The following is a 12,974-nucleotide window of genomic DNA, read 5'->3' as shown; positions in this document are numbered from 1 at the left end:
ATGACCATCGCCGCGACCCCGCCCGTCTTCGATCGCTCGACCCCCCTCTTCGAAGTGCTGCGCACCCCCGAGGGTCACGCGGTCGTCAGCCGGTATCTGCCGGAACTCGTCGGCTCCTCGGTGCTTCACACCCTCCACGGGTATCCGATCGGACTCGTGGTCGACACCGAATCGCGGTTCGACGACGACCCCGCCGCTCGAGACGCCCTCCTCTCGGAGATCGCGCGCATCGCGCCGGCAGTGGCCGGCCACTCGCAGGTGAACCCTCCACGATCTCCCTCGCTCGACTACGAGGACGAGTCGGTCCCGACCGGGTCTGCCGCCGTCTCGACCCCGCGGACGACGACCCTCTATCGCCGCTTCGAGCTCGAGCTGAGCGGGCCCCGGCACGGCAACCCCTTCGTCGACGTGTCACTGCACGCCACCGTCGAGGGGCCGGACGGCGCGCACCGCGTTCCGGGCTTCTACGACGGCGACGGCACCTACCGCGTGCGCTACCTCCCCCTCGCCGAAGGCGACCACACGCTCGTGACCGAGAGCAACGCGAGGTCCCTCGACGGCATCGTCGTGCGGTTCTCCGTCGGCGGCGCTCTGCAGAACGACCACGGGCCCGTCAGGGTGGCGAACACGTTCCACTTCGCCCACGCCGACGGCACGAGACACGTCCCCCTGGGAACGACGTCGTACGCGTGGACTCATCAACCCGAGAGCGTGCAGGCGACCACTCTCGCGACCCTCGCCGCAGCTCCGTTCACCAAGATCCGGATGGGGCTGTTTCCGAAGTCGTACCTCTTCAACGAGAACGACCCCGAGATCTACCCGTTCGAGCGGCTCGACGACGGCTCGTTCGATCTCGAACGGCCCGACGTCGAATACTGGGCTCGGCTCGACTCGCGCATCGATGAGCTCGACGACCTCGGAATCCAAGCCGACCTCATCCTGTTCCACGCCTACGACCGCTGGGGGTTCTCGACCATGCCCGCTGCGGCAGACGACCGCTACGTGCGATACGCCGTGGCCAGGCTCGCGGCCCACGCGAACGTCTGGTGGTCGCTCGCCAACGAGTACGACCTCCTCTTCGAGAAGAGCGAGTCGGATTGGGAACGCTTCGCCGGCATCATCGGAGAGGACGATCCGACCGGGCACCTCCTCAGCATCCACAACTGCCGCGCGTTCTACGACTACTCGCGCGACTGGGTGACCCACGCGAGCATCCAGCGACAAGACCTCTACAAGACCTCCGAGATGGTCACCGACTGGCGCGCGGCGTGGGGCAAACCCGTCGTCGTCGACGAGTGCGTCTACGAGGGCAACATCGATCAGGGGTGGGGCAACATCTCCGGTCAGGAACTCACCCGGCGCTTCTGGGAGGGGGCGCTGCGCGGAGGCTACGTCGGGCACGGCGAGACGTACGCGCACCACGACGATCGACTGTGGTGGTCGAAAGGGGGGACTCTGCACGGATCGAGTCCCGAGCGCATCGCCTTCCTCGCCGGCATCATCGCCGAGGGGCCCGCGGCGGGCCTCGAACCCATCCCGCTCGATTGGGATGCGGTGAGGGCCGGTGTCGAGGGGGCGTACTACCTGTACTACTTCGGCTTCGGGCGCCCGACCTACCGCCGATTCCTCCTGGACCCGGCCGCGGAATACACGATCGACGTCATCGACACCTGGAACATGACCGTCGAACGCCTCGACGGCACCTACCGCGGTCGATTCAGGATCGACCTCCCCGGGCGGGAGTTCATCGCCGTTCGACTCATCGCCGTGTGAGGCCGGCGGGCGAGAGCTACGGGTGAGCGCCGCGGGCTGACGGGGCGGACCTCGCGGTCGGCTGCTCGCGAGCACCGAGGCAGAATCGAGGGGTGAGTGCCGCCGCCGACTTCATCGTCTCGAGGCTCGAGGCCGAGAGCGATCCCTACCGCGCCGAGGCAGAGGCGCAACGACTCGGGGGCGGGCTCCTCGTGCTCGGGGCGTCGGTGGGGGCCGTGCGCGGCACGGTGCGCGACGCGCTCCACAAGTTCGCCCCGCTCGGCCGGGACGACATCGCCTCGCTCGCGTCCGAACTGTGGGCCGGGATCGTGTTCGAGCACCGCCTCGCCGCCGTCGTTCTGCTGCAGACCCGCGTGACCGAGCTCGACAACAGCGATCTCACGAGAATCGAGGGTTTCGTGAGATCCGGCCGGCACGCGGCGCTCGTCGAGCCGCTCTGTCGCGACGTCGTGGGGCCCCTCGTGCGAGCACTCGACGGCGGTGGCCGAGCGAAAGCGGAGACGACGATCGAACGCTGGGCGCACGAACCCGATGCGTGGGTGCGCCGAGCCGCGTCGCTCATCGCCGACCACGTCGTCGCAGCCGGGGCGGATGGCGGCGCGACCGGCGGCGTGGAACCCTGGGGGCGGCGGGTGCGTGCGGCGGTCGCCGCGGCATCCGACGGCCGGCGATGATCGCGTCAGGTGAGCGCGACCGGCGGCACGTGGGCCAGGCAGACTGGAGCCATGGAATTCGCTACCTTCGTCGAGCCCCAGCAGGGCGCCACCTACACCGAGCTTCTCGCATTCGCGCGCGCCACGGAGAGCGCCGGTTTCGACGCGTTCTTCCGCTCGGACCACTACCTCAAGATGGGCGACCGTGACGGCCTCCCCGGCCCCACCGACGCCTGGACGACCCTCGCCGGTCTCGCCCGCGAGACCTCCACGATCCGCCTCGGCACTCTCGTGTCGTCGGCGACGTTCCGCCACCCGTCGATCCTCGCCATCCAGGTCGCCCAGGTCGACGAGATGTCGGGCGGGCGAGTGGAGCTCGGGCTCGGCACCGGGTGGTACCGCGAGGAGCACGAGGCCTACGGCATCCCGTTTCCAGAGAAGCGCTTCGGTCCGTTCGAGGAGCAGCTCGAGATCATCACGGGACTGTGGTCGACACCCCTCGGCGAGACCTACTCGTTCGACGGGAAGCACTACACACTCGTCGACTCGCCCGCCCTGCCCAAGCCCGTGCAGTCGCGTGTGCCCGTCATCGTGGGCGGTGGCGGCGCCAAGCGCACTCCCGCGATCGCCGCGAGATTCGCGACCGAGTTCAACATCGGCTTCGTGACCGAGGCCGTCGTCGCCGAGAAGTTCGCCGGAGTGAGGGATGCCGCGGCGAGCGCCGGGCGCACCGAACCGTTGACGCTCTCGGTCGCCCTCCCCACGCTCGTCGGTCGCGACGACGCCGAATTCGCGCGGCGCGCTGCTGCGACGGGCCGCGACGTGACCGAGTTCCGCGGAAGCGGCGAGAACTTCGCGGGCTCCCCCGCCGAAGTCGCCGACAAGGTGGCCCGCCTGCGCGAACTCGGCGCCGACCGCGTCTACTTCCAGCTCAACGACATGCGCGACCTCGACCACATCGAGCTCATCGCGAGCGAGGTGCTGCCGCAGCTGCGCTGAAGGGCGGGGCGCTGCTCGCGAGCGCCCCGGGTCTCTCAGTCGAGCGCGGTCGGGTCGTCCGAACCCTGCAGCAGTGCGCGAGCGGCCATACCGATGATGGCGGCGTAGGTGGGATAGGCGAACTTGACCTTGGCGAGAGTCGCGACATCCACACCCGCCGCCATCGCCGTCGTCACCGACTGGATGACCTCCACGGCCGTCTCGCCGACAGCGTGCGCCCCGAGGATCAGTTCGCGGCGCCGGTCGGCGATGAGCAGCAGGAACCCCGCCTCGCGGTCGTCGATCACCGCACGGTCGAGGTCGGCGTAGTCGATGCGTGAGGTCACGCACTGCTCGTCGCGCTCGCGCGCTTGCTCCTCAGTGAAACCGACGCCCGCGTAGTCGGGGTCGGTGAACCCTCCCGCGGGCAACAAGTGGTGGGGAGTGCGGCGGTTCGACCCGAGCACGGCGTTCTCGGCAGCAGCCTCGCCCTCGAACTGCGCGGCCTGCACGAGCATGTCGCGGCCCGTCGTGTCGCCGACCGCGAAGATGTGCGACACCCCGGTGCGAAAATGCTCGTCGACCGGAATGGACGCGCGCTCCCTCTCGACCCCGGCACTCTCGAGGCCGAGGTCGTCGATGTCGGCCGGCCACCCCGTCGCCATCACGACGACGTCGAAACTGCTCGACTGGGGGGCGTCGTCGTCGCGCCACAGGAGCGTGATCGAGCCGTCGGATGCGCGCGACAACCCGCTCACCGTGTCGATGCCGGTGTGCACACGCACGCCCCGCGCGCGGAACGAGGCGGTGACCGTTTCGGAGATCGCCGCGTCGGACGCCATGAGGATGCGCGGCGCGACATCGAGGAGGGTGACCTCGGAGCCGAACGCGTCGAAGACGGTCACGAGCTGCGCGCCCGTGTTGCCCGCACCGATGATGGCGATGCGCTTCGGCAGCTCCGCGAGACGGAGCACGTCTTCGGGAACCGTCGCGAGCTCGTTCCCGGGCACCGGCAACCGCTTGGAGTGCCCGCCGACACACACGATGATCGACTCGCCGCGCAGAGCGCGACCGCTCTCGAGCTCGAGGGTGTGCGCGCCGGTGAACTTCGCGCGCCCCTCGAGGATGAGGGTCACCCCCGCGTCGTCGAACCTCTCGGCCTCGCGCTTGATGGACCTCACGAGGTCGACGCGTTCCTCGACCCGCGCGACCGTCGTGGGCCAGTCGATCGTCGGAGCACTCACCTCGATGCCGTAGGAGTGCGCCGCGTGCACCTCGCGCATGAGCCGCGCCGCCTTCGCCAACACGCGCGTGGGCACGCATCCGGTGTTGACGCACGTGCCGCCGAGGCGATCGGCCTCGACCACCGCGACGTTCGCTCCGAGCTCGGCCGCCCTCAGCGCCGCCGCGGTTCCGGCCGGACCGGCACCGATCACGATGACGTCGAAGCTGTCGCCCGCCGCCGGCTCGCAGGTCGAGTCGCGGTCGCGGCTCTCGGGGCTTCCGGGGCTTCCGGGGCCGGGCGTCGTGTCGGTGGTGCGGTCATCGGCGGTGCGGTCGGTGTCGGCCATGTCGTGCTCCAAAGTCGAGAAGGTACTCCGACTGTGCCATGCCACCGTGTGATGTCGCCGGGACAACGCGCGTGACCTCCGCCGCGGCGGCGCCCGCATCCGCTACCCAAATCGGCACCCGCCGTGCATATCCGGCCAGCGGCTGCCGAAAGGGCCAGCGGATGCCGCGCGGCACACGCCGCGACCCACCGCGACTCGAGCCACGGCGGCCCTCCTCGACCCCGGGTCCGAACCCGGGTCCGCACGAATCCGCCGCGCAAATCGGCACCCGCCGCGCATATCCGGCCGGCGGATGCCGAAACGGCCCGCGGATGACGCGGGGCAAGCGTCGACGCCGATGCCACCACGCGCACCCACCACGCGAACTCAGCGCGCGGCGAGCCACCCCTTCGCGGCCTCGAGGTCGGCGGCGGCGATACCGTGCCCTCCGCCGCGACGCGCGACCGTGACATCCGCTCCCCGCTCGCGCAACACCTCGACGAGGCGGTCGTTGCTCGCGAGGGGGGCCATCGGGTCGGCCGTGCCGTTGAGCAGCACGATCTCGGTCGAGCCGAGGTCGGTCGTGAGCTCCCGGTCGTCGAGCGGAAACATGCCCGAGAAGGCGACGACCCGATCGAGGGTGTCCGGATGCAGCAGGGCAACCGCGAGGGCGATGTTGGCGCCGTTCGACAGCCCGATCGCGATCACGCGCCGCCCCTCGAGGCCGTAGTGCTCGATCGCGGCGGCGAGGAACCCTCTGAGCTCGCCGCTGCGCTCCACCACATCCTCGACATCGAAGACACCTTCGGAGAGCCGACGGAACCAGCGGTTCATGCCGTTTTCGCTCACGCGTCCGCGCGGCGACAGCACGGCCGCGTGGGGGTCGAGCATGCCCGCGAGCTGCGCGATGTCGTTCTCGTCGCTGCCGGTTCCGTGCAGGGTCAGCAGCACGGGATGATCGGTCGAGCCCTCACGGTAGAGGTGCGGCCACGCGGCGAGAGTCTCTTCGGCGCTCACGACGCGCTCGCAACGGCCGGGTTGTTCTCTTCGGGCACGTGGATCTTCGCGACCGCGTGCTCGATGGCTTCGCGCGAGGGCTCGAGCCACGGCGGGAGCTTGAGGGCGCGCCCGAGTTCGAGCAGCGGCTCGTCGATGTCGAAGCCGGGGGTGTCGGTCGCGATCTCGAAGAGCACGCCTCCGGGCTCCCGGAAGTAGATCGACGTGAAGTACTGCCGGTCGAGGATCGCGGTCACGGCGAAGCCGCGTTCCACGAGCTCGCGGCGCCAGGCATCCTGCGTCTGCTGGTCGGGCACGCGGAAGGCGATGTGGTGCACCGTGCCACCGGCGCCGAGGCCCGTCGGTCCGTTCGGCGAGGCGACCACGTCGACGATGTTGCCCGGCGCGCCGTCGCCGGCTCCGACGCGGATGCGGTCGGGCGTCTCGCTCATGACGTGCATGCCGAGGTCGTCGGTGAGCACCTCGACGGTCTGGGCGGGGTCAGCGACGGTGAGCACCGAGGAGTGCTGCCCGCGCACGGCGTACTGAGCCGGAACGGATGCCGAGTCCCACGGGTTGCGGGGGTCGGTGACCGATGACGCCACGAGGTCGATCTGCAGGCCGTCGGGGTCGCGCAGCGAGAGGCGTTCCTCGTCGGATGTCGTCGACGTGATGCGCGAGTCGACGCCGAGGGCACCGAAGTGCTCGCTCCACCACCCGAGGCTGCCCGCGGGCACGGAGAATGCCGTGGTCGTGGACTGCCCGGTTCCGACGCGCCCGCTCGCGATGCCGCGCCACGGGAAGAAGGTGAGGAGCGAGCCCGGCGTTCCCGCGTCGTCACCGTAGTAGAGGTGATACGTGCCGGGGTCGTCGAAGTTGACGGTCTTCTTGACGAGCCTCAGGCCCAGTCCGGTGATGTAGAAATCGATGTTGCGCTGCGGGTCTCCCGCGATGGCGGTGACGTGGTGCAGTCCGGCTGTCTCGACGGTCATTCTCCGACCCTTCTTCGTGTGGTGTCTCATGCTCGCACTCCGAGCGACATCCATGCAAACGCATGCACTCGCGACGGTATTCCCGGAGGTATTCCGAATGTCACCGGCCTCCGCTACTGTCCGGCCATGGCGTTCATCGAAGCTCAGCAGCTCGTCAAGACCTACACGCCCAAGGGCGCCCCGATCGTGCGCGCCCTCGACGGCCTCGACCTTTCCGTGAAGCAGGGCACGGTGCAGGCCCTCCTCGGCCCGAACGGTGCCGGAAAGACCACGACGGTCAAGGTGCTCACGACCCTCATCACGCCCGACTCGGGCACGGCGACGATCGACGGCATCGATGTCGCGCGCGACGGACACCGCATCCGACCGATCATCGGGGTCTCGGGCCAATACGCGGCCGTCGACGAGAACCTCACGGGCTTCGAGAACCTCGACATGGTCGGCAGGCTCTACCACCTCGGCGCGCGGCAGTCGCGGGCCCGAGCGAAAGAACTCATCGAACTGTTCGACCTCACCGAGGCCCAGAACCGACCCGTCAAAGGCTTCTCCGGCGGGATGCGGCGCAGAATCGACCTCGCGGGCGCCCTCGTCACCCGCCCCCGAGTGCTCTTCCTCGACGAACCCACGACCGGACTCGACCCGCGCAGTCGGCTCGGCATGTGGGACATCATCACGTCGCTCGTCGGCGAGGGCACGACCGTGCTGCTCACGACGCAATACCTCGAAGAGGCCGATCAGCTCGCCGACAACATCTCGGTCATCAACGGGGGCACCGTCATCGCCGAGGGCACGTCCGACCAGCTGAAGGCCTCCATCGGTGGGCAACGCGTCGAGCTCAACCTCGTGTCGAGCGACGACAGAGACGCGACCCGGGAGGTGCTGCGGCGCTTCGGCACATCCGACCCGGCGACGTCGAACGACGATCGCACCCTGACCGTCACGGTCGACGACGGTCCGAGCGCACTGCAGGCGATCCTCGGCGAACTCGGGGCACGAGGAGTGCGCCTCTACGACGCGGGAATGCGGCGCCCCACTCTCGACGACGTCTTCCTCAGGCTCACCGGGCGCTCGGCGAGCGACGACGACGCGACCGACGCCGATACATCGACCGAGAGGCGGGAGGCATCATGACTCGAACCGAAACGACGACCCCGTCGGCGCGGTCGGCCGGCGCGACGAGCGAGACCGGCGCGACCTTCGCCACCTGGCTCAACGACGGCTGGATCACGACGAGGCGCAACCTCATCAAGATCAAGCGCGTTCCCGACATCCTCGTCTTCACGACCCTGCAGCCGATCATGTTCGTGCTCTTGTTCAGCTACGTCTACGCGGGCAGCATCGACATCCCCGGCAGCGACTACAAAGAGTTCATCATGGCGGGCATCTTCGCCCAGACCGTCGTGTTCGGCTCCACCTACTCGGGCTCGGCGATGGCGCAAGACCTCAAAGACGGCATCATCGACAGGTTTCGCACGCTCCCGATGAGCCCGTCGGCGGTTCTCGTCGGCCGCACCAACGGAGACCTGCTCATCAACGGCATCTCGATGATCGTCATGATCGCGACGGGACTCATCGTCGGTTGGCGCGTGCGATCGAGCGTTCTCGAGGCGATCGCGGCCGTCGTGCTCCTGCTTCTCTTCGCCTACGCGCTCTCGTGGGTCATGGCGTTCATCGGCATGAGCGTGCGCAGCCCCGAGATCATCAACAACGTGTCGTTCCTCGTGCTGTTTCCGCTCACCTTCATCTCGAACGCCTTCGTGCCGAGCGACTCCCTGCCGACCCCGCTGCGCATCTTCGCCGAGTACAACCCCGTGTCGGCTCTCGTCGAGGCGGCGAGGCAGCTCTTCGGCAACGTTCCCGCGCAGACCCCCGAACCGTCGTCGTGGACCCTGCAGAACCCCGTGCTCACCGTGCTCATCGGCATCGTCGTGATGCTCGTGGTCTTCGTGCCCCTCGCGACGCGCAAGTTCGGGCAGGTCAGCACGCGCTGAGGTGGCACGCTCACACTGCGCTCACCGGCCGCGCCCGGAACGCCGACGTACAGTGGCAGCATGCCCAGCGACCTCACCATGAAGGCGATGAACGTCGCGCACCGAACCCTCCTCGCCGTCACCGGCGGAAGGGTCGGGTGGAAGGCCATGGGCATGCCCGTCATCGAACTCACGACGATCGGCCGCAAGAGCGGCGAACCGCGTTCGGCGATGCTCACCGCTCCTCTCGTCGAGGGCGACTCCTACGTGATCGTCGCGTCGAAGGGCGGGGAACCCACGCATCCGGCCTGGTATCTCAACCTGCGCGACGAACCGCGAGTCGAGGTGCGCATCGAGGGCCGACCCGTGGAGAAGCGCGTCGCCCGCGTCGCGAGCCAGGAAGAGCGCGACCGGATGTGGCCGCTCATCACCGGGCGTTACCGCAACTACGCGGGCTACCAGAAGCGCACGTCGCGGCAGATCCCGCTCGTCGTGCTCGAACCGCTCGGCTGATCCGAGGGCGCGCTAGGCGCCGGGGTGACGGATCGCGAGCATCCCCAGCTCGACCTCGGCGAAGCTCGTCGAAAGTGGCGAGAGTCCGATGCGCACGCCGTCGGGGGCGCGGAAGTCGGGGATGACCCCCTGACGCCAGAGCTTCGGCACGATGTCGGCGAACCCGCCACCGTCGAGGGTGATGTGTGAACCTCGGCGTGCGGCATCGCGCGGCGTCGCGAGGGTCGCCTCGGGAAGAATCTCGTCGGCGAGCTCGATCGCGAACCCCGTGAGAGCCACCGATTTCGCGCGGATCGCCTCCATGCCCACCTCGGCGATGAGCGCGATCATGTCGCGCATCGCGAGCATGCCGATGATGGGCGGGGTACCGCTCGTGAAGGAGCGGATGCCGTCGGCCGGCGTGAAGCTCGACTCCATGTCGAAGGGCGCCGCGGCGCCGAGCCATCCTCGGATCGGCTGACGCAGTTCGTCGTGCAGGTCGGCCCTCACATAGGCGAACGCCGGAGACCCCGGACCCCCGTTGAGGTATTTGTAGCTGCAGCCGGTGGCGAGGTCGGCCCCGCACGCGTCGAGCTCGACGGGCACCGACCCCACGGAGTGGCTGAGATCCCACACGACGAGTGCGCCGGCATCGTGGGCGACAGCGGTGAGCGCGGTCATGTCGGCGAGATACCCCGAGCGGTAGCCCACGTGACTCAGCACGACCGCGGCCGTCGCGTCGCTGACGACCTCGGCGAGCGCGGTGGGCGTGACCCCGAGCTCGTCGCCGAGTTCGATCCACCGCACGGTGAGCCCCCGCTCGGCGGCGATGCCCTCGACGATGTAGCGATCGGTCGGGAAGTCGTCTCGAGACACCACGATCTCGGTGCGGTCGGGGCGCGCGGCGAGGGCGGCACGCACGAGCTTGTAGAGGATGACGGTCGTCGAGTCGGCGACGACCACTTGCCCCGCCGCGGCACCGAGCGCCGCGGCGCCGAGCTCGTCACCGACGAGCGTCGGTAGTTCGAGCCATCCTTCGTCCCACCCGCGGATGAGCCGCGAGGCCCACTGCTCGGTGACGAAGCTGTTGATGCGCTCGGCACTCGCGCGCAGCGGTCGACCGAGCGAGTTGCCGTCGAGGTAGGCGACGACGTCGTCGTCGCGCACGAAGAGGGAGCGGTGCGCCGCGAGCGGGTCAGCGGCGTCGAGTTCGGTGGAGCTGTTCACTCGAGAACCCTACGCGAGGAGATACCACCGCCGACTGTATGCACTTTCCGCACAGGTACGCCGGATCCGGCGTACCTGTGCGGAATTTGCGTACTTTCGGGGGGGGTTAGGGGCGGGGGGCGAGGTCGGCGAGCACGGCCTCGAGCTGGTCGATCGCCCAGTCGAGGTCGGCCTCCTCCACGACGATCGGGGGCGCGAGACGGATGGTGGACCCGTGCGTGTCCTTCGCGAGCACGCCCCTCTCGAGCAACCGTTCGCACACGTGCCGCCCGGTCGCGAGCGCGGGGTCGATGTCGATGCCCGCCCACAGTCCGGCGGTGCGCACCGCGAGCACCCCACGCCCGACGAGGGCCCGCAGCCGCTCGTCGAGTCGCGCGCCGAGCATCGCGGCTCGCCGCTGCGGCTCCCCCGTCGCGAGGAGCGCGACGACGGCCGAACCGACGGCGGCCGCGAGCGGGTTTCCGCCGAACGTCGAGCCGTGCTCGCCGGGGTTGAGCACCCCGATGATGTCGCGATCGCCGACGACCGCCGACACCGGAACGATGCCGCCGCCGAGCGCTTTGCCGAGGAGGTAGAGGTCTGGAACCACCCCGACGTTGTCGCACTGGAAGGTCGCCCCGGTGCGCCCGAGCCCCGACTGGATCTCGTCGGCGATGAAGAGCACGCGGTGCCGCGACGTGATCTCCCGCACGGCGGGCAGGTAGTCGGCGGGAGGGATGATGATGCCGGCCTCACCCTGGATGGGTTCGATGAGCACCGCGACGGTGTTCTCGTCGATCGCCGCCTCGAGCGCCGCCGGATCGCCGTAGGGCACCGACACGAAACCCGGGGTGAATGGGCCGAAATCGGTCGTCGCGACGGGGTCGTTGGAGAACCCGATGATGGTCGTCGTGCGCCCGTGGAAGTTGCCGTCGGCGACGACGATGTTCGCCCGCCCCGGCACGACGCCCTTCACGCGATACCCCCAGGCACGCGCGACCTTGATGCCCGTCTCCACGGCCTCGGCCCCCGTGTTCATGGGGATCACGAGGTCTTTGCCTGCGAGCTCGGCGAGCGCCGTGACGAACGGCCCGAGCTGGTCGTTGTGGAACGCGCGACTCGTGAGCGTCACGCGCTCGAGTTGCGCGCGGGCCGCCTCGAGGAGCGTCGGATGCCCGTGACCGAAGTTGACGGCCGAGTACGCGGCGAGGCAGTCGAGGTACCTGCGGCCGTCGACATCCGTGACCCACGCGCCCTCGCCGCGCTCGACGACGACCGCGAGCGGCGTGTAGGTGCGTGCGAGGTGGTCGTCTTCACCCCGGATGAACGCCGCCGCGGTGCTCATCGGCGCAGCTCGAGGGTGCAGCACTTGACACCGCCGCCGCCGAGCAGGAGCTCGGAGAGGTCGACGCCGATGGGGTTGTATCCGCGCTCGCGCAGTTGGCGCTCGAAGTCTTTCGCGCGCGACGCGATGACGATGTTGTAGCCGTCGCTGTAGGAGTTGAGGCCGAGAACTGCGGCGTCGTCTTCGGTCGCGATGATCGCGTCGGGGAAGAGCTCGTTGAGTCGCGCGCGACCCTCGGCGCTGAACGCGCTCGGCAGGTAGGCGATGTTGGTGTCGTCGAGAACCGAGATGGCGGTGTCGAGGTGGTAGAAGCTCGGGTTGACGAGTTCGAGTGTCACGACCTCGCGGCCGTAGATCGCGGCGATCTCCTCGTGGCTGTTCGAGGCGCTGCGGAAACCCGTGCCGGCGAGGATGACGCCACCCACGAGGAGGAAGTCGCCTTCACCCTCGTTGATGTTCGCGGGAACGCGCACGTCGAAGTCGTTGGCGCGGAACCAGTCCATGTAGGCGGGGCCTTCGGGCTGGCGCTGCGGGTAGGTGAACGACGCCCCGTAGGCGATGTTGTCGATGACGAACCCGCCGTTGGCCGCGTAGACCATGTCGGGCAGACCCTCGACGGGGTCGATGAGGTGCACGTCGAAACCGAGGTCGAGGTAGGTCTGGTAGAGCACCTCCCACTGGCGCACGGCGAGGCTCGTGTCGGTGGGCTCCTCGGGGTGCATCCACGGGTTGATGCGGTAGCTCACGGTGAAGTGTTCGGGGCGGCACATGAGCACGGTGCGCTTCGTGGCGACGCGTGTCGCGGCGGGTTCGACGGCGTCGACGATGCTCGTCGTGCTCATCGAGTCGGGGGTGGTGCTGCTCGGATTCTGGGCGCTCGTGGTCGACACGGATGCTCCTTCGAGGTCGTGGCGGGCACCGAGGGTGCCGGCGGAGTAGCGGCCGAATGCGGCGCTCGTTCTCCCGTGCTCAGTCTCGCACGCACGCCCGCGGTCGTTTCGGCAGTTTCGCGCACCGAT

Annotated in this window: 12 protein-coding genes; 6 read left to right on the top strand and 6 right to left on the bottom strand. The window is 69.1% G+C overall.

What is annotated here, in order from left to right; translation table 11 throughout:
• From ACLHG5_RS11830 to ACLHG5_RS11820, 3 genes are all read left to right on the top strand, one after another.
• A complete protein-coding gene (locus tag ACLHG5_RS11830) occupies positions 1-1,773 on the top strand; it encodes a DUF5605 domain-containing protein (protein ID WP_411316540.1) in 1,773 nt (590 codons plus the stop codon).
• A 92-nt stretch (positions 1,774-1,865) separates the two neighbouring features.
• Positions 1,866-2,447, top strand: a complete 582-nt coding sequence (locus ACLHG5_RS11825) for a DNA alkylation repair protein (protein ID WP_411318953.1) — start codon at positions 1,866-1,868, stop codon at positions 2,445-2,447.
• Between the two features lie 51 nt (positions 2,448-2,498).
• Positions 2,499-3,425 carry an LLM class F420-dependent oxidoreductase gene (locus ACLHG5_RS11820; protein WP_411316542.1) on the top strand — a complete coding sequence of 309 codons (927 nt, stop codon included), beginning with the start codon at positions 2,499-2,501 and terminating at the stop codon, positions 3,423-3,425.
• 35 nt (positions 3,426-3,460) lie between these two features.
• Here ACLHG5_RS11820 and ACLHG5_RS11815 read toward each other — a convergent pair whose 3' ends face one another.
• The 3 genes from ACLHG5_RS11815 to ACLHG5_RS11805 form a co-directional block, all read right to left on the bottom strand.
• On the bottom strand, positions 3,461-4,975 hold the full coding sequence (locus ACLHG5_RS11815) for a dihydrolipoyl dehydrogenase family protein (protein ID WP_411318952.1): 1,515 nt from the start codon (positions 4,973-4,975) through the stop codon (positions 3,461-3,463).
• Between the two features lie 366 nt (positions 4,976-5,341).
• Positions 5,342-5,971: an alpha/beta hydrolase gene (locus ACLHG5_RS11810; protein ID WP_411316545.1), complete on the bottom strand. Its 630-nt coding sequence runs from the start codon at positions 5,969-5,971 to the stop codon at positions 5,342-5,344.
• Positions 5,968-6,942 (bottom strand): ring-cleaving dioxygenase, encoded by a 975-nt coding sequence (locus ACLHG5_RS11805; RefSeq protein WP_411318951.1) that lies wholly within the window; start codon positions 6,940-6,942, stop codon positions 5,968-5,970. The genes ACLHG5_RS11810 and ACLHG5_RS11805 overlap by 4 nt, the downstream gene beginning before the upstream one ends.
• Positions 6,943-7,068: 126 nt before the next feature.
• Here ACLHG5_RS11805 and ACLHG5_RS11800 point away from each other — a divergent pair, with 126 nt between their 5' ends.
• From ACLHG5_RS11800 to ACLHG5_RS11790, 3 genes are read left to right on the top strand one after another with little or no spacing between them, the layout of a single operon-like run.
• Complete coding sequence (locus ACLHG5_RS11800) at positions 7,069-8,073, top strand: ATP-binding cassette domain-containing protein (RefSeq protein WP_411318950.1); 1,005 nt, start codon at positions 7,069-7,071, stop codon at positions 8,071-8,073.
• Entirely contained in the window at positions 8,070-8,933 is an 864-nt protein-coding gene (locus ACLHG5_RS11795) for an ABC transporter permease (protein WP_411318949.1), read from the top strand. Before ACLHG5_RS11800 ends, ACLHG5_RS11795 begins: the two co-directional genes overlap by 4 nt.
• A 60-nt stretch (positions 8,934-8,993) precedes the next feature.
• On the top strand, positions 8,994-9,425 hold the full coding sequence (locus ACLHG5_RS11790) for a nitroreductase family deazaflavin-dependent oxidoreductase (protein ID WP_411316549.1): 432 nt from the start codon (positions 8,994-8,996) through the stop codon (positions 9,423-9,425).
• 12 nt (positions 9,426-9,437) lie between these two features.
• Here the strand turns inward: ACLHG5_RS11790 and ACLHG5_RS11785 are convergent, their stop codons facing one another.
• The 3 genes from ACLHG5_RS11785 to ddaH all read right to left on the bottom strand — a co-directional run bounded on the left by ACLHG5_RS11785 (position 9,438) and on the right by ddaH (position 12,797).
• Positions 9,438-10,631 (bottom strand): kynureninase, encoded by a 1,194-nt coding sequence (locus ACLHG5_RS11785; protein ID WP_411318948.1) that lies wholly within the window; start codon positions 10,629-10,631, stop codon positions 9,438-9,440.
• A 106-nt stretch (positions 10,632-10,737) separates the two neighbouring features.
• Positions 10,738-11,955 carry an ornithine--oxo-acid transaminase gene (rocD, locus tag ACLHG5_RS11780; RefSeq protein ID WP_411318947.1) on the bottom strand — a complete coding sequence of 406 codons (1,218 nt, stop codon included), beginning with the start codon at positions 11,953-11,955 and terminating at the stop codon, positions 10,738-10,740.
• Positions 11,952-12,797: a dimethylargininase gene (gene ddaH, locus ACLHG5_RS11775; RefSeq protein WP_411319003.1), complete on the bottom strand. Its 846-nt coding sequence runs from the start codon at positions 12,795-12,797 to the stop codon at positions 11,952-11,954. The genes rocD and ddaH overlap by 4 nt, the downstream gene beginning before the upstream one ends.
• Positions 12,798-12,974: the final 177 nt, after the last annotated feature.

The organism is Marisediminicola sp. LYQ85 (assembly GCF_046600695.1).
Lineage (GTDB): Bacteria > Actinomycetota > Actinomycetes > Actinomycetales > Microbacteriaceae > Marisediminicola.
Note: the sequence above shows the minus strand (reverse complement) of the source record. Positions and strands in the feature narration are given on the sequence as shown.

Excerpts from the sequence above, each read along its gene's own strand:
- ACLHG5_RS11830 (WP_411316540.1), top strand. The coding sequence starts at position 1 with ATGACCATCGCCGCGACCCCGCCCGTCTTCGATCGCTCGACCCCCCTC.
- ACLHG5_RS11800 (WP_411318950.1), top strand. The coding sequence starts at position 7,069 with ATGGCGTTCATCGAAGCTCAGCAGCTCGTCAAGACCTACACGCCCAAG.
- rocD (WP_411318947.1), bottom strand. The coding sequence starts at position 11,955 with ATGAGCACCGCGGCGGCGTTCATCCGGGGTGAAGACGACCACCTCGCA.
- ACLHG5_RS11790 (WP_411316549.1), top strand. The coding sequence starts at position 8,994 with ATGCCCAGCGACCTCACCATGAAGGCGATGAACGTCGCGCACCGAACC.
- ddaH (WP_411319003.1), bottom strand. The coding sequence starts at position 12,797 with ATGAGCACGACGAGCATCGTCGACGCCGTCGAACCCGCCGCGACACGC.
- ACLHG5_RS11820 (WP_411316542.1), top strand. The coding sequence starts at position 2,499 with ATGGAATTCGCTACCTTCGTCGAGCCCCAGCAGGGCGCCACCTACACC.
- ACLHG5_RS11795 (WP_411318949.1), top strand. The coding sequence starts at position 8,070 with ATGACTCGAACCGAAACGACGACCCCGTCGGCGCGGTCGGCCGGCGCG.
- ACLHG5_RS11805 (WP_411318951.1), bottom strand. The coding sequence starts at position 6,942 with ATGACCGTCGAGACAGCCGGACTGCACCACGTCACCGCCATCGCGGGA.
- ACLHG5_RS11815 (WP_411318952.1), bottom strand. The coding sequence starts at position 4,975 with ATGGCCGACACCGACCGCACCGCCGATGACCGCACCACCGACACGACG.